The organism is Gammaproteobacteria bacterium (genome assembly GCA_013214945.1).
GTDB lineage: Bacteria > Pseudomonadota > Gammaproteobacteria > Enterobacterales > Psychrobiaceae > Psychrobium.
Genome location: JABSRT010000006.1, coordinates 133,338 through 150,662 on the forward strand (window position 1 = coordinate 133,338; position 17,325 = coordinate 150,662).

Annotated in this window: 14 protein-coding genes; 5 read left to right on the forward strand and 9 right to left on the reverse strand. The window is 43.5% G+C overall.

Going from position 1 to position 17,325, the window contains the following annotated elements:
• From HRU23_06055 to HRU23_06095, 9 genes are all read right to left on the reverse strand, one after another.
• Entirely contained in the window at positions 1-735 is a 735-nt protein-coding gene (locus HRU23_06055) for a cell division protein ZapD (protein ID NRA53690.1), read from the reverse strand.
• 43 nt (positions 736-778) lie between these two features.
• On the reverse strand, positions 779-1,399 hold the full coding sequence (gene coaE, locus HRU23_06060; GenBank protein NRA53691.1) for a dephospho-CoA kinase: 621 nt from the start codon (positions 1,397-1,399) through the stop codon (positions 779-781).
• Positions 1,399-2,280 carry a prepilin peptidase gene (locus tag HRU23_06065; GenBank protein NRA53692.1) on the reverse strand — a complete coding sequence of 294 codons (882 nt, stop codon included), beginning with the start codon at positions 2,278-2,280 and terminating at the stop codon, positions 1,399-1,401. Before HRU23_06065 ends, coaE begins: the two co-directional genes overlap by 1 nt.
• Positions 2,281-2,389: 109 nt before the next feature.
• Complete coding sequence (locus HRU23_06070; GenBank protein NRA53693.1) at positions 2,390-3,628, reverse strand: type II secretion system F family protein; 1,239 nt, start codon at positions 3,626-3,628, stop codon at positions 2,390-2,392.
• A gap of 79 nt (positions 3,629-3,707) precedes the next feature.
• A complete protein-coding gene (pilB, locus tag HRU23_06075) occupies positions 3,708-5,411 on the reverse strand; it encodes a type IV-A pilus assembly ATPase PilB (protein ID NRA53694.1) in 1,704 nt (567 codons plus the stop codon).
• A 321-nt stretch (positions 5,412-5,732) separates the two neighbouring features.
• Positions 5,733-6,053 (reverse strand): prepilin-type N-terminal cleavage/methylation domain-containing protein, encoded by a 321-nt coding sequence (locus HRU23_06080; protein ID NRA53695.1) that lies wholly within the window; start codon positions 6,051-6,053, stop codon positions 5,733-5,735.
• A 378-nt stretch (positions 6,054-6,431) separates the two neighbouring features.
• Positions 6,432-7,271 (reverse strand): carboxylating nicotinate-nucleotide diphosphorylase, encoded by an 840-nt coding sequence (gene nadC / locus HRU23_06085; protein NRA53696.1) that lies wholly within the window; start codon positions 7,269-7,271, stop codon positions 6,432-6,434.
• A 145-nt stretch (positions 7,272-7,416) separates the two neighbouring features.
• Complete coding sequence (locus tag HRU23_06090) at positions 7,417-9,225, reverse strand: O-antigen ligase C-terminal domain-containing protein (GenBank protein ID NRA53697.1); 1,809 nt, start codon at positions 9,223-9,225, stop codon at positions 7,417-7,419.
• A 29-nt stretch (positions 9,226-9,254) separates the two neighbouring features.
• Positions 9,255-9,776, reverse strand: coding sequence for a TIGR02281 family clan AA aspartic protease (locus tag HRU23_06095; protein NRA53698.1), 522 nt, complete (start codon positions 9,774-9,776; stop codon positions 9,255-9,257).
• Positions 9,777-9,895: 119 nt separating this feature from the next.
• Here HRU23_06095 and ampD point away from each other — a divergent pair, with 119 nt between their 5' ends.
• The 5 genes from ampD (at position 9,896) to aceF (ending at position 17,226) form a co-directional block, all read left to right on the forward strand.
• Positions 9,896-10,462 carry a 1,6-anhydro-N-acetylmuramyl-L-alanine amidase AmpD gene (gene ampD, locus HRU23_06100; protein ID NRA53699.1) on the forward strand — a complete coding sequence of 189 codons (567 nt, stop codon included), beginning with the start codon at positions 9,896-9,898 and terminating at the stop codon, positions 10,460-10,462.
• Between the two features lie 99 nt (positions 10,463-10,561).
• Entirely contained in the window at positions 10,562-11,419 is an 858-nt protein-coding gene (gene ampE, locus HRU23_06105; protein ID NRA53700.1) for a beta-lactamase regulator AmpE, read from the forward strand.
• A gap of 278 nt (positions 11,420-11,697) precedes the next feature.
• Complete coding sequence (gene pdhR / locus HRU23_06110) at positions 11,698-12,465, forward strand: pyruvate dehydrogenase complex transcriptional repressor PdhR (GenBank protein NRA53701.1); 768 nt, start codon at positions 11,698-11,700, stop codon at positions 12,463-12,465.
• Positions 12,466-12,546: 81 nt separating this feature from the next.
• On the forward strand, positions 12,547-15,219 hold the full coding sequence (aceE, locus tag HRU23_06115) for a pyruvate dehydrogenase (acetyl-transferring), homodimeric type (GenBank protein ID NRA53702.1): 2,673 nt from the start codon (positions 12,547-12,549) through the stop codon (positions 15,217-15,219).
• A 12-nt stretch (positions 15,220-15,231) separates the two neighbouring features.
• The gene (gene aceF / locus HRU23_06120) at positions 15,232-17,226 is read left to right on the forward strand and encodes a pyruvate dehydrogenase complex dihydrolipoyllysine-residue acetyltransferase (protein ID NRA53703.1); all 1,995 of its coding nucleotides are present in this window, start codon (positions 15,232-15,234) and stop codon (positions 17,224-17,226) included.
• Positions 17,227-17,325: the final 99 nt, after the last annotated feature.

The window sequence follows — 17,325 nt, forward strand, 5'->3', positions numbered from 1 at the left end:
TTAGCAACATGAAAGAAAAAACTTTATATCATGTAATGGTTGTTCGCTCCAAGGAATAAAGCGAATAGCATAACGATTACGATAACCACTAATCGTTGGATAACAACCTTGTTGCACGTCCAGTTTTATCCTTAATAATTGATTTCTATCACAAGTGTCCGAGAAAAATGCATCGTTAGCGATTTGTTGGTGATAGCTCGATGATTGGCGCAGCAAATGTAATAATAATTTAATCGCCTCGATCGTTTTCTGAAATGGCTTGAGCCAGCGCTTGATATCTTGCTGGCGAGTGGCCTGCGGTAAATGCAGCCAAAAATTTAACAGCGGAGTATCAAATAACGCGCCGCCGCCGGGCAGTGGCATTTTGTTTTTTATTTGATTGAGCAATGGATCATTTGTTAATAGGTGCTGACCTTTATTAGCTGCTGATTTTAACAGTAAAAAACCGTCAATTTGTCCTAATAACTGATTTAGCTGTTCGGCATCGATGCCATCATTATGGCGCCATTGTTGCAGCGAGATCTTATGCCCGTCGAGATCGCGGTTCAGTTCTTGTTTTAATTCACCGCGCTCTACAAGTTCAGCGATTGAAAATAAGGCATTAAAAAAAGGCTTAAAGCCAGCGCTTTGCTGACAGGCGCTCAATTGATTTATTTGCTCGGCAAGATGCTCAATGCGCAAATAACAGCGAATTTTTTCGCTCAGTGGATGTTCGTAAATTATAGTATCAGACATATTTATTATTATTTTATGCTGTTAATGAATTGGTTTATTTAGCTTATTTTTTATTCTTGATCCTATCATAAACAAGTTGCTGATATTTATCATGGATTTTTTTCACATCTTGGGTTAAATGTTCAATACTGCCGTTGTTACGAATAATGTCATTAGCCTCGGTTAAGCGTTGGTCCCGGCTTACTTGCGCCGCCATTATCGCTTTAACTTGTTGTTCGCTGCTGTGGTCTCGGGCCATGGTACGGGCTAATTGATCTTGCTCATTACTGTCGACCACTAAGACTAAATCAACCATCGACTGCATGTTGTTTTCGATCAGCAGTGGCGCCACCAGTAAGCAATAAGGCGAAGTCGCTAAACTAAGTTCAGTTGCAATTTGTTGACGAATTAACGGATGTAACAAGTTATTGAGCCAAGTTTTATGCTCGGCATCACTAAAAATCAATTGGCGTAACTCGCTGCGATTGAGGCTGCCATCGGGGCTTAAAATGTCGGGCCCAAAGTGCTGACTTATTTGAGATAAAGCGCTTGAGCCTGGCGCAACGACATCGCGTGCGACAATGTCGGCATCGATAATGTCGATGCCATATTGGCCTAATAAATTGGCAACGGTTGTTTTACCACTGGCGATGCCACCAGTAAGGCCAATAATTAAGTGACTCATTAGAAGAAATAGCTCAAGTAAGCTTGATTGATCATCTCGCCCCACATTAGCGTGACCCAAGCCGCGATCGCTAAATAAGGACCAAAGGGGATCGGAATATTTTTATCTTGGCCTTTGATTGCCAAAATCGAAATGCCGATAATTGCGCCCGCCACCGAGGACAATAAAATGGTCATCGGTAAATATTGCCAGCCGAACCAAGCTCCAATTAAAGCAAATAACTTAAAATCGCCATAACCCATGCCTTCTTTACCGGTTAACAGTTTAAATGCCCAGTAAATGGACCACAAGCTTAGGTAGCCGATAACCGCACCAACCACAGCGCTGGACAAATCAGTAAACATGCCATTAAGGTTTAACAAGATACCGAGCCACAACAGCGGCATTACGATGCTGTCGGGCAATAACATTTTATCAATGTCGATAAAAGTGAGTGCCACTAACGACCAAGTTAATACCAGTGCTGCTAAACATTGCCAGCTTAAACCAAACTTAAGCGCTACCATCAGCGATAAAATACCCGTTAACAATTCAACCAATGGGTAACGACACGAAATGGGGTTTTTACACTGACGGCACTTTCCTTTTAGCCACAAGTAACTAATGACTGGAATGTTTTCTAATGCACTAATGTTATGCTGACATTTAGGGCAGGCTGAGCGTGGCACCACCAGGTTGTAGTTGCTTTCATTCTCTGTCTCGGTGGTTAGCTGTGACAATTCAAAATATTCACCCGCTTCTTGCTTAAACTGGCGTTCCATCATGATTGGTAATCGATGAATGACGACGTTTAAAAAACTACCGACTAACAAACCCAAGACTAACACTAAGCCATAAAAGTAATTCGGATGCTGACTTAACAAATTGACCATTTCGTTCATAACTACAATACCACTCTAAATAACTAAATATATTTACTAACAAATAAAAACCAAGACTTAAACTAAGCGCTTAACGCTAATACTTAAACTAAGCGCTTAAAAATAAGCCTTATACAATACTGCCGAGCTGGAAAATCGGCAAATACATCGCGATAATTAAGCCACCAACTAACACGCCAATCACCACCATTAATAATGGTTCCAGCAACGAGGTTAAGCCGTCAACTGCGTCATCGACTTCCCGTTCATAAACCTCGGCGACTTTATTGAGCATGTCATCAATCGCACCCGTCTCTTCACCAATCATCACCATTTGCACTAACATATTGGGGAATATCCCGGTTGAATTCATCGCGACATACAGCATTAAGCCCGCTTCAACCTCGCTTTTGACCGTTCTTAAGGCATCACGGTAAACAGCGTTTCCGGAAGCACCTGCTGCTGAGTCTAGCCCTTCTAACAGCGGCACCCCAGCATTAAAAGTGGTGGCTAAAGTACGGCTAAAGCGAGCGATTGAAGATTTATGCAAGATTGGGCCAATGATCGGAAATTTTAATAAGGTACGGTCGGTTTTATCGCGCACCGCTTGTGAATTAAAGTGAGCCCGTTTAAACAGTAATACCGCCGCAACAACACCGCCAACAATTAGCGCCCAATAAGCCTGCACGAATTCTGAAATGCGTAACACAAACTGGGTGAAGGCGGGTAGTTCATGACCAAATGACGAAAATATATCCTGAAACTGCGGCACCACAAATAACAGCAATAACAGCGTTACCCCCAGCGCGACCACGATGACTGCCGTAGGGTAGAGCATGGCTTTTTTTATTTTTGATTTTAGTGCTTCGGTTTTGTCAAGGTAGGTTGCGATTCGATCAAAGATGGCATCGAGCGAACCCGACATTTCGCCTGCGGCGACCAAATCACAGTAAAGGTCATCAAAGTATTTACGATGCGGCCTTAATGCGTCGGCTACTGGTACCCCGGCTTGAATTTCATCATTAACCGTTGTTAATAACTCACGTACAGGTGCTTTGTCATGACCGTCGGCAACTATTTTATAACTTTGCACTAGCGGTACACCAGCGCCTAGCATAGTCGCTAGTTGGCGGGTGACCATGGCAATATCCATTGGTTTAATCGACTCGAACTTAAGCAAAGGTTCTGATTTTTTTACTAACTTGGTGGTACTGACCCCTTGTTTGCGCAAAATAGCTTTGGCATCTAGCGGAGTTGCCGCTTTAATTTCACCCGACGTTCTAACGCCTTTGCGGTTAATACCTTTCCAGCTATAAGTATTAATTTTAATCGCTTTTTTTGGCTTTTTCTTTGCCGTCGCGGTAGCCATGATATTGTCCTATCTGTGCGTGATGTCGCGCCATTTAAACAATGGCAGCGGATAAGTTGGTTGTAACTGACTCCGGAGGCTAAAAATTGGTTACTCGGTTAACCTCTTCTAAGCTAGTTACCCCCTGGGCGGCTTTTCGTAACGCCGATTTGCGTAAATTAGCAACTCCTTCAGCGGTTGCAGCATCGGCAATTTCGATTGAATTGCCGCCGTCCATTATAATTCTGCCTATTTTTTCTGTCATTGGCATGGTTTCATAAATGCCGACTCGGCCTTTATAACCGGCCGAACACCTGTCGCAACCGACTGGTTGAAACAGGGTTAAGCCTTGGCTTAATATACTTTCGTCATATCCTAAGTCAGTTAACTGGTCGGGGCTTAATTGCTCTGGTTTTTTGCAATGTTCACATAGCCGCCTGGCTAAGCGCTGGGCAATAATCAAACTAACCGAACTGGCGATATTATATCCTGGTACGCCCATGTTAATTAAGCGAGTAATGGTTTCAGCCGCCGAGTTGGTGTGCAAGGTCGAAAGCACTAAGTGGCCAGTTTGGGCGGCTTTTATCGCAATTTCGGCGGTTTCTAGATCACGAATTTCACCCACCATTATTACATCAGGATCTTGGCGTAAAAAGGCGCGCAGCGCCATAGAAAAATCAAGTCCGGCCTTGGCATTAATATGAACTTGGTTGACCCCGGTTAAGTTAATTTCAACCGGATCTTCTGCGGTCGCAATATTACGTTCGGGGCTGTTTAAAATATTAAGCCCAGTATATAACGACACTGTTTTGCCAGAGCCCGTTGGGCCCGTTACTAAAATCATGCCCTGTGGCTGGTTAAGATGCTTAAGGTAGAGCGCTTTTTGCTCGGGCTCATAACCTAAGGCATCAATGCCCATCATGGCAATAGACGAATCGAGAATACGCAATACCATTTTTTCGCCAAACAAGGTCGGCAGTGAACTGACTCGGAAATCAATCGACTTTTTGTTCGATACTTTTAACTTAATCCGGCCATCTTGCGGAATGCGTTTTTCGGCGATGTCCATTTTTGACATGACCTTGATTCGCGCCGCCATACGTGAGGCTAAGTAGGCTGGTGGATTGCCCATTTCATGTAAAATTCCGTCGATTCTAAAACGTACTCGATAGGTTTTTTCGTAGGGTTCAAAGTGTAAATCGGAGGCGCCTTTGCGAATGGCATCCATCAATAATTTATTAATGTAAATAACGATTGGCTGGTCGTCTTTGTCAACGTCGTCATCTTGCTGTTGAGCTGGGCCCTCGTCAACACCAATTTCTGCTAACTCTTGCTCGTCAAAGGCGTCTATCGCCAAGGCGTCGGAGTCACTTTCAAATAGGCTGTTAATGACCTGCTGCAGCTGATTTTCACAGACCAAAATAGGTTCTGTGCGCATGCCGGCGTTAAACTGGAACTCTTCTAACGCGGTAATATTAGTTGGGTCGCCAATTGCTAAAAATAGTCGGTTACCACGCACATACAACGGCAGCGCTGCGTGTTTATTAACGCGCTTTTCATTGAGTAAATCGCTTGGTAAAAAACTATGATCAAATTGGTTTAAATCAAATAACGGCATGCCAAATTCATGGCTGCAAATTTGGGCGAACTTAACCGAGTCAATCAGTTTGCTTTCAACTAGGTGACTTAAAAACGGCCGGTTTTCGGCTGCCGCTGCTGTTGCAGCCTGCTGGGCCGCGGCACTTGACAGCAACTGATGGCGGGCAATGACATCTAACAGTCCATGATATGTTGCTGTTGCCATTAAAATTCCTGAATACGCAATTGGTTATAATACTTTCATAGTATCTTAATAAGCAAAAAAACCTAGCGATATTGCAAGATTTTTACTTAATAGTGAGGCTATGATGCTATGCAGGTCGGTTGAAATCAGGTCGGTTGAAATAAACCTGACCAAAGAAACGTTTGTTAGAAAATTCTAAAATAGGCTGGATGCAGTGCAATCAGAATGGATTGGCATGTCGCGGCTTCGACTTGAAATTTATCATATTTTTGATATAAAAATGCCACTCAATAAAAATGGAGTGGCATTTTTTATTTGCTTAATAATTAAACCAGCAGTTTATTACAGACCACAACCTTTGAATGCTTCTTTGTCTGAAACACATGCCCAAGACAATTCACCTGAGCTAACATCAACGGTAGGGGTTATTGTAACTGTTGAGTTACCTACTTTAGTGGTAAAAGAAGCAACACTAGAACCATCGATTGACCAAGCTTCTGTTTGTTTAAAAATGTTCACTTGAGACTGAGACAGAGCTGCTGCGCCGTCGGCTTTTTCAATGTATGTTTTATAAGCAGGCATTGCTACTGCGGCTAAAATACCGATAATGGCAACAACAACCATCAATTCAATTAGGGTAAAACCTTGTTGTGCTTTTTTCATGGGAAATTTCCTCTGTTGTTTGTCAAGCAAGTCTTATCTAAGTTTAACTTGGCTTAACTAAACGATATTTAATATGAGCTAATGATTTTTTGTGTTGAACTTATTATTGCAAGCTGTCATACAAAATAATCAGAGCTGTTATCAAGCTATAATGTGGCGGCAAAATAACCTAACGTCACTAAAACTGTAAATTTAGTAACATGCTAAAATTAACATTATATATTATTAATAACAACGAAAAACTCATACCTTTGTCGGATATTTGAGCTATTTGATGTAATTAAACTACGCCGACATACCTAGTTGTTAAATCTTGGATGCCGACACGCAATTGATAATAAAGAAGTTGTTCTTATTTTGACCGCTGCGAGGTGGTAGTTATTTAAGTCGCATCGACAGATCGGTCGCGGTAACATGTTTGGTTAAAGCGCCAACAGAAATGTAATCAATACCGGTTCGAGCAAAGTCGCCAATGGTCGCTAGCGTCACATTGCCAGACACTTCTAATTTAGCTTTGCCCTTGGTTAACTCAACCGCTTGGCGCATCATTTCAATGTCAAAATTGTCTAACATCACAATGTCGCTGCCAGCTGCTAGGGCTTGTTTTAGCTCTTCAAGGCTTTCAACTTCAACCTCGACCAGTTTGTCGCTATGTAATTGGCGCGCTTTGTCGATAGCTTGTTTTATGCCGCCGCAAGCCATAATGTGATTTTCTTTAATTAAATAAGCGTCGAACAAACCAATGCGATGATTAGCGCCACCGCCACAGGTTACGGCATATTTTTGTGCGGTGCGCAGACCTGGAATGGTTTTTCGGGTATCGAGCAAGCGAGTATTAGTGCCTTCAATATGGTCTACGTATTGCTTAACCACAGTAGCAGTGCCTGATAATAGCTGAATAAAATTAAGCGCTACTCGCTCTCCGGTTAATAAGATTTTTGCCGGGCCTGACATTTCGCACAGCACTTCATTGGGCGCAATAATGTCGCCGTCGTCGACTAACCAGTGAATTGCTACTTCGCCACCGAGCTGTTTAAACACCTCTTCGGCCCAAGCTTTACCACAAAAAACGGCCATTTCGCGGGAAATAATCGTCGCCTCTGCACTAGTTTCATCGGCGATAAGGTTAGCGGTAATGTCGCCGTCACTGGCCGATTGGTAGCCGAGATCTTCATTTAGCGCCAGAGTTACGCTTTGTTTAATGTCATCTTGTAGCATATTTTATACTTACTTTGGTTTAATCAGGAATTAGTTTATTTTAACGGGTTTTCCCATTCAAATACTAGGTTAATTGCTGGGCTTAATTCAGCGGTCTTTAATAGATTCCAAACGTTGGACTTAATTGTCGTGCTTACATCTCATATTATGGCTGTTGGAATAGCTGTTGTGCCGCGGTTATATGAGCGACAGACTCTTGCCAATCTAAACTTGGGAATAGCGCTTGTGCTTCACTGAGTATTAAATTAGCCGCGCTGATTTGTTGTAGATATAAATAAGCCAAAATTAAGTTACTGTAATGCTGTGGTACTGGCATTACCGCAATTTGCTGCCGCGCCCAAGTAATGTAAAGCTCAATCGTTTGTGGCAGCTGATTTTCAATCGCAATTTGTAATTGTGTTTCAATTAAGACCTGCTCAAAGTCTACCGATACTAGCGGTAAGGATGTTGCAAGCAATGGTGATGAATCTTGGCTTATCACCACCTGAGTGATGATCTTTTGACTTATTAATAAGCTAGTCATTTGCACTGTGGTAACGACAAATAAGACCAGCGCTAGTGCTTTAAAAATAATTGGGTTATCAATCCTGATAACCCGCTCTTTGGCTGGTTGGCGAGCAATGTAAGCGGTAATTAATAAAAAAGTTAGCCAACTGGCAACGCTTGAATAAAAAGGAAACTCGGTCATTGTATGCAGTGACAGCGGAAATAGTAACGCAAATTTAATTGGCCAATTACTGCGCTGGCGACCGATGGCATAAATAAAAGCCGCTGCAATAATTAGCATTGCTATTAGGGCGACCGCACCGCCTTCAACCAACCACAGTAATGGCTCGTTATGCGGATGACTCATGCGGTATTGGGGGGGATAACTTGGGTCGCTGCGATACTTGTCGGCTTGCAATTGATGGTAAGCGCGGCGAAAGCTGCCATAACCATGGCCTAATAATGGCTGTTGCGTGATTAATTCAATTGAATCGCGATAAATTTCGCTGCGCAGACCCGCTTCGCTGTAAACCTCGGCACCACGGGTATGGCGCTCTAATAAAGCTAGTGAACTCACCGCTAGGGTAATGCCCAATAAAACTAAGGCGAGCCACTGCTTATTTACTGATAATTTGTTTAGCCAATCCTTGTTAACCGAGGGCTTATTAATAGAGGGCTGATTAACGTCAGAATTAGCAACGCCGTGTCGGGGCATTAATAATAACAATGAGCCGATAACTACCGCGACAAAACCGGTCCGTGATTGCAGCAACACTATCGCCATGGTGGTAACAACTGGCACCGTATTAATGAGCAATGAATAGAGTTTGGTAGGTGCTTGGTTTAAGTTTTTTCTTAAGTTATCACTTAAGCGTTGACGTAAATAAAGCGAAATTAAAAGTCCGGTAGCAAAGAAACTAGCAGCGACATTGGCTTGAAAAAATATCGCCGAGGGCCGGCGTGAATTAATATTAATAAGGCTTTGGCTGGGTAAGATATAAAACTGAATTAACGAAAATGTCGATTCAATTAAGGTCGCAATTAAAATAAATTTGAGTAGTTTTTCAAAATCAGCGCTAGTGAGCTCAAACTGAATAATCGCAATTAACACGGCGAGCCCTGCAAATAAACCAAGTAAACGTTGATGGCTATACCAGCCAGTTCCAGGCGCGTAAATTAATGGCACGAGTAAGAGGCAGCAAGCAATAGTAATAGCGGTAACAAAGGGGGTATATAATAGTTTTTTACTGTGGGCTATTTGTATGATGCCTAATGCAATCAAGGCTGAAATTACGACCCAACCCAGTGGGTTAAACGGGGTACTTAACGCCATGCCGCCGTGATTTTGCTGAAAGTAATGCATCGCGACGATAAAATAAAAGCCTACAATCAATAAAAAATATTGTTTTAGTTCTAACTGAAACAGCCGGGTTTTAAGGGTTGAGTAATGACAGTGCAGGTTTAGCATTAAGCTAACATTCCTTGTAAGTAGATGACCTAAGGATTAATTTGGGTCAACGTCAGGGTATTATTTTGTTGGTGCAAGTCTAACTGTTGCAATGCATTCATTCCAAGTAAAATCACGTTGTTTTCGATGCCCGGGTTTAAATGGGCCGCGAGCTGGCCTAGCTTAATACCAGCAATCGTTAGGGAGTTCACTGTCGTGGCGGCTACTTGAATTTGGCCATTGGCGGTATTAACCGTAAACGTTTGGCCTGCACTCAGTTGGAGTTGCCGCGCAAGATGTGCCGGAATAGATATTTGAGTGGCGCCAGTATCGAGTAAAAAGGTCACAGGCTGGCTATTAATAGTACCATTAACTAAGTAGTGGCCGCGGTTATTAGGTTTAAGCACCACTGAAACCTGGCCGTTATTTTGATAATTTGAACTGACTTGCTGATTCGGATTAATTTTTTGCGAGATTTGGTCTTGAAAATAGTAAGCTAATGCCCCGAGCAGTAAGCACCAAAAAATAACGGACATTGCTTTAGCGATGAATGTGTTACTTATGTTGATCACGGGTCGTCCTTATATTTGATGAAAAAACTTAAGTAAAAACTTAAGTAAAAACTTATAATACATACTAAAAAACACTTAATAAAAACTATAAATACACCATGAAAAATGAAAGTCAGCCGATGAAAACACCCAATGTACAAACATTAACCATTGATAATGGTTGGTTAGATAATGCCACTATTTGTTGTTCTAGTCATTACAACCAACGGCCGCTGGTCGATGATATTTCGTTGTTAGTGATCCACAATATCAGTTTACCGCCGGGTCAGTTTGGCGGTGGTTATATTAATGACTTGTTTTTAGGGCGACTAGATTGCCAAGCAGATCCCTTTTTTTCTCAACTAGAGGGGCTGAGAGTGTCAGCTCATTGCATGATTAGCCGTACCGGTATTATTACTCAATATGTCTCATTTGAAGACCGAGCCTGGCATGCCGGAATTTCCACCTATAATGGCCGAACTAATTGCAATGATTTTTCAATTGGCATTGAATTAGAGGGCACAGATACCACCCTTTATACCTCGGCGCAGTACGAGGCGCTGGCTAAGGTAACCAAGGTTTTGTGCCGACACTATCGGTGCTTAACACCTCAGACTATTGTTGGTCATTGTGACATTGCCCCTGGGCGGAAAACTGACCCCGGTGACGCTTTTGATTGGTCGCATTATGGCGCTATGTTAGAGTGATTAACGACAAAAATATTGCCAAGCAATATTAAATCAGAGAGTTATATCGGCGCTGAGCTTGGTATTTGGATAAAACAACTATTTGGAACTTAATATATTATGGCGCTGTTTGCTTTGTTAGTTGCTTTGTTGCTTGAGCGGATCTATTCATTGGGATCGCATTGGCAATTTGAATATTGGTTTGAGCGAGGAGTAACTAAAATAACCCGCACACTTGAACCAACCGCGTGGTCATTTCAATTGCTAGTGCTTATTTTACCTGCTAGCTTAACCTATTTATTATTGCAATTAAGTGCTGGACTACTTTACGGTCTATTAACACCGATTTTGTGGGTTGTTGCTGTACTACTAAGTATTGGTTGTGTCCATTTCCGTCAACAATATAAGCATTACTTGTTGTCGGTTTGCCACGACGATACTCAGGCCAGTTATTTAATTGCTGCACAATTGGCTGAAGTTGAGAAACTTGATGTTACTGAGGCCGCTAGTTTGGGCGCGCAAGTTGGGCGCCAACTGGTGTGGATTAATTACCGCTATTATTGTGCAACTGTTTTAATGCTGATTATTGGTGGCCCGGTTGCCGTGGTCTTTTATGCCAGTATTCGCAGTTATGATTTGTTGGTTGATCGCAGGGTGCTACCAAAGGTGGCTGTTATAAAGTCTTTGTTATTTGTTATTGATTGGCTGCCTGCGCGACTAGTGGCTTTGGGTTATGTGTTGGTTGGTAATTTTTCGCATGCTATTAGTTTGTGGTTGTCGCTGTTGTTTAAATTTAAATTACCAGCGGCACAGTTAATTGGTGCTGTAGCGATGGCGGCAGAGCAAGTGACTGACGTGTCTTGTGTGCAAGGTGTATGTATGCAAACTACTTGTCGGCTAGTGGCACTGGCTAAGCGGAATTTATTGTTGTTGCTTGGTTTGGTGGCATTAATGACCATTGCTGGGCTGCTGGCTTAGCGTTATTTTTTATCGATTGTGAGTTTTTTTGTGCCCTGAGGTTGACTAGTTATGTTGACCGTTAAAAACGGACACTTATGCGGTAGCGCGGGTACAAGTGTTACATTTATCTAATTTCATCATCTAATTAATCTGGCTAAGACTAAAGGTTGATTTGTTTCATATCATGGCAATTTTGTTTAATCGAAATTCTTTGCTAGGTGGACAAATTAACTTTTTTTTGTTAAATTCGTCTTCGTTGGTTAATTGGTAATACCAATTATAATAAAGAGGAAATAATGACCTATCGTAAAATCAGGCAGCCAAAGCTATCCGACGCGATTGTGACGGCACTTGAGACCATGATCCTTGAAGGCAGTTTACGCCCCGGTGAAAAACTACCGTCCGAGCGCGAGCTTGCCAAGCAGTTTGAGGTATCACGCCCGTCCGTCAGGGAAGCGATCCAGGCATTAGAAAGTAAAGGGCTATTAAATCGTCGCCAAGGAGGGGGGACCTATGTGCAGGAACAACTGTGGAAGAGCTTGAGTGATCCGGTACTCGAGTTAATCGCTAATGATCCTGAAAGTCAGTATGACTTATTAGAATTTCGTCATGCGACCGAAGGAATGCTGGCATTTTACGCCGCGATACGTGGTACCGCGACTGACTTTGAAGCGATTCGACACTGTCAGGAGGCAATTAAGCTGGCACAAGGCCAACATGATATTGCTAAAGAAGCTGATGAGATTGTTGAGTTGTACAAAGTGGTCGCAGAAGCGTCGCATAATGTTGCGATGTTGCATTTGGTGTTAAGCATGAGCCAATTATTACGCGATAACATTGCCCAAAACCTTGAGTTACTTTATCGCCATCCAGCAGCCGTTGAGATGAGCAATAAGCACCGAGGCGAATTAATTGAAGCGATTGTTTCTCGACAATCAGAGCAGGCGAGAAATGCCTCTAATGCTCACTTGGCATATATTGAAGACATTTTATTATCTGTCCGCCAAGAAGATTCAAGAGTACAACGTTCGTTAAGAAGAATACAAAATAATGACCCTGTCTAAGATGCAGGGCTAATGCATTTACCCTCATAGAAGGGAATGCAACGTGGCTGAAATACAAAAAATACATATAAGGAAACGACAATGTCTCACATCAATTTTACGGATGTAGACCCTCAGGAAACTGAGGAGTGGATCGACGCACTTGAAGCAGTACTTCAAGAAGAAGGTCCAGAGCGTGCACATTATTTACTAGAAAAGTTAATTGATAAAGCCCGTCGTAACGGTACTCACCTGCCTTACACTGCAACGACTGCTTATTTAAATACCATTGAAACAGCTCAAGAACCGCATATGCCTGGCGATCCACAAATTGAACGTAACATTCGTTCGATGATCCGCTGGAATGCTCAAGCGATGGTATTGCGCGCGTCTAAGAAAGACTTAGAACTTGGTGGTCACCTAGCAAGTTTCGCGTCGTCTGCGACCTTATATGATGTTGGTTTTAACCACTTCTTTAAAGCGCCAAATGATAAAGATGGCGGCGATTTAGTGTATTTCCAAGGCCATATTTCTCCTGGCATCTATGCGCGTTCATTCCTTGAAGGACGTTTCACTGAAGCGCAAATGGATAACTTCCGTCAGGAAGCATTCGCCGATGGTCTTTCTTCATACCCGCACCCTAAATTGATGCCTGAATACTGGCAGTTCCCGACGGTTTCTATGGGTCTTGGTCCAATTCAAGCGATTTATCAAGCGCGTTTCCTTAAGTACCTGACCGATCGTGGTATTAAAGATTGTTCAGGTCAGACTGTTTATTGCTTTATGGGCGACGGCGAGTGTGATGAGCCTGAATCACTAGGCGCTATCGGTCTTGCTGCGCGTGAAGGTCTTGATAATCTATGTTTCATTGTTAACTGTAACTTGCAGCGTCTTGACGGTCCAGTTCGTGGCAACGGCAAGATCATTCAAGAGCTTGAAGGTGAATTCCGCGGCGCTGGCTGGGAAGTTATCAAGGTTATCTGGGGTCGCTACTGGGACTCATTATTAGCCCGTGATACCAGCGGTAAATTGTTACAGTTAATGGAAGAAACCGTTGACGGTGAATACCAAAACTGTAAGCAAAAGGGCGGCGCATATACGCGTGAGCACTTCTTTAACAAGTACCCTGAAACCGCAGAAATGGTTGCAAACATGACAGATGACGACATTTGGCGTCTAAATCGTGGTGGCCATGATCCAATGAAAGTTTATGCCGCTTATGCGAAAGCGAAAGCGACGAAAGGTCGTCCAACCGTTATTTTAGCTAAAACAGTTAAAGGTTACGGCATGGGTGATTCAGCTGAAGGCAAAAATATTGCGCACGGCGTTAAGAAAATGGACATTGAAGTGCTTAAGCAATTCCGTGACCGTTTCAACATTCCTGTGTCTGATGAAGACCTACCGAATATTCCTTACTACCGCCCAGCAGCCGACAGCGCAGAAATGAAATACATGAAAGCGCGTCGTGACGAATTAGGTGGTGTATTGCCTCAGCGTAAGCCAAGATTCTCTGAACAGTTAAACATTCCAAGCCTAAGCATTTTCGACAATGTGCTTAAAGGTTCTGGCGAGCGTGAAATTTCAACCACCATGGTTATGGTTCGCATCATGACTGCCTTGGTTAAAGATCGTGAAATCGGTAAGCGCATTGTACCAATCGTGCCTGATGAAGCCCGTACGTTCGGCATGGAAGGCATGTTCCGTCAAATCGGTATTTATGCTCACGAAGGCCAAAAATACGTTCCTCAAGACAGAGATCAAGTAGCTTACTACCGTGAAGATACTTCAGGTCAGGTATTGCAAGAAGGCATTAACGAGCTTGGCGCAATGGGTTCTTGGGTATCTGCAGCGACATCTTACTCGGTTAACGATTGTCCGATGATCCCGTTCTACATCTATTACTCAATGTTTGGTTTCCAGCGTATTGGTGATATGGCGTGGGCTGCTGGTGATATGCAAGCACGTGGTTTCATGGTTGGTGCAACGTCAGGTCGTACTACATTGAACGGCGAAGGTTTACAGCATCAAGATGGTCACAGCCACATTCAGGCAGGTACTATTCCTAACTGTATTTCTTATGATCCTACTTACGGTTACGAGCTAGCTGTTATCGTGCAAAACGGTATCGAAAGAATGTACGGTGAAACACAAGAAAATATTTATTACTACCTAACAACGCTTAACGAAAACTATAAGCAACCAGCAATGCCAGAAGGCGTTACTGAAGGTATCATCAAAGGTATCTACCCGTTTGCTACCGTTAAGAGCAATGGTGCTAACACGGTTAAGTTACTAGGTTGTGGTACTATTTTTGAGCAAGTTCGTAAAGCGGCAACCATTCTTGCTGAAGACTTCGGTGTTAGCTCTGAGCTATACAGCGTAACGTCTTTCAATGAGCTAGGCCGTGACGGTCAAGACGTTGAGCGTTACAACATGCTTAACCCAACTAAAGATGCTCGTGTTGCTTACATTACTGAAGTATTAGGTGCTAGCGAAGATAACATCGTTATCGCGTCAACGGATCACATGAAGGCATTCGCTGAACAGGTTCGTGCTTATATTCCTGGTAGCTACAAAGTATTGGGTACTGATGGTTTTGGTCGCAGTGATAGCCGTGCTAACTTACGTTCACACTTTGAAGTTGATGCGGCGCACGTCGTTATTGCTTCACTGTCTGAATTGGTTAACCGTGGCAAGCTAGAGCAGTCTGTACTGATTGACGCGATGACGCGCTTTGGTATTGATGGCGACAAAATTAACCCACTTTACGCTTAAAGGATCAACAACATGTCTGATTTACAAGATATCTTAGTCCCTGATGTTGGTGGCGAAGAAGTAGAAATTATCGAAATTTGTGTTGCCGTTGGTGACTCAATTGAAGAAGAGATGGCACTAATCACTGTTGAGTCTGATAAAGCCTCAATGGATATTCCAGCACCATTTTCTGGCACGCTTAGTGAATTAAGCGTGAGTGTTGGTGACAAAATTTCTGAAGGCATGCGCATTGGTGCTATGGCTGTTGCTGGCGCGTCTGCGCCAGCGGCTCAAAGCGCTGCGCCAGTTGCTCCGGTTGTGGAAGCTGCGCCAGTCGTTGCTGCTGCACCTGTGGCCGCGGCACCTACCGCATCAGCTATTCAAGAAGTTCATGTGCCTGATATTGGCGAAGACGGTCAGGTTGAGATCATTGAAGTGCTCGTTGCCGTTGGCGACACTGTAGCCGAAGAAGATGGTTTAATTACCCTTGAAACTGACAAAGCGACCATGGACGTACCAGCTCCTTTTGCTGGCACCGTGGTTGAGGTGAAAGTTGTCGTTGGCGATAAAGTGGGCGAAGGCTCGTTAATCGTGATGCTTGAAACGTCGGCTGGTGCTGTTGTAGCTGCCCCTGTTGTTGAAGCAGCTGTAGCTGCTCCGGCTCCTGTAGCTGCTGCACCAGTTGCTGCTGCACCAGTTGCTGCTGCTGCGGTAGCTAGTGCTCCTGCGCTGCAAGATGTTGCGGTTCCTGATATTGGCGAAGACGGTGAAGTTGACGTTATCGAAATATTAGTTGCTGTTGGCGACACTGTTGCCGAGGAAGATGGCCTAATTACGCTGGAAACTGACAAAGCGACCATGGACGTGCCAGCTCCTTTTGCTGGCGTGATCAAAGAGCTTCGCATTGCTGCTGGTGGTAAAGTGGCTACGGGCACTATCATCGCTGTGATTGAAACAGCTGGTGGCATTGTTGAAACCTCAGTTGCAGCGCCAGTTGCGGCTGCACCAGCTCCTGTGGCTGCTCCTGCCGCTGCACCAGCGCCGAAAGCACCGCCTGTTCCAGCTCATCCATCAAAAGCACAGCCAGGTAAGCGAACTAAAGCCCATGCTTCACCGTCGGTACGTCGTATTGCCCGTGAGTTTGGCGTTGATTTAACGCTAGTTACAGGTACTGGGCGTAAAGGCCGGGTACTACGTGAAGATGTTCAATCTTACGTTAAGTACGAATTATCACGTCCTAAAGCCTCTGCGGCCACAACGACATCAGGCAGCAAAGAAGGTGGCTTGAGTGTTGTTAGTGTTAAGCCGGTTGATTTCTCTAAATTTGGTGAAATCGAAGAGAAGAAGCTGTCACGCATTCAGAAGATTTCAGGTCCATTCTTGCATCGTAACTGGGTAACCATTCCACATGTTACTCACTTTGATGAAGCGGATATCACTGAACTTGAAGTTTTCCGTAAAGAGCAAAATGCAATTGCTGAAAAGCAAAAGCTTGGCCTTAAGATTTCGCCACTGGTATTTATCTTAAAAGCTGCCGCTAAAGCGTTAGCCGTTCACCCAACGTTCAACTCTTCATTGAGCAGCGATGGTGAATCACTTATTCTTAAGAAATACATTCATATCGGGATCGCGGTTGATACACCAAACGGCCTAGTTGTTCCTGTGGTACGTGATGTTGATAAGAAAGGAATTCACGAGTTATCACGCGAACTGGGTGAAATCTCGAAGAAAGCCCGTGACGGCAAGCTAAAAGCAACTGATATGCAAGGTGGTTGTTTTACTATTTCAAGCCTAGGTGGCATCGGCGGCACGGCGTTTACGCCAATCGTTAATGCGCCTGAAGTGGCAATTTTAGGTGTTTCTAAATCAGAAATGAAGCCTAAATGGAATGGTAAAGAGTTCCTACCGAAATTGATGGTTCCGCTTTCAACGTCTTATGACCATCGGGTAATTGATGGTGCTGAAGCTGCACGATTTAGTGCTACTTTAGCTGGAGTATTATCTGACATTCGTCGCTTAGTACTTTAATTAATAGAAGCCGCACACTCTGCGGCTTTTTTGATTGCAGACAAAAAGTTGGTCGCTGTATTAAATGCAAACCAATAGCGATTAAATTATTTAATTGCG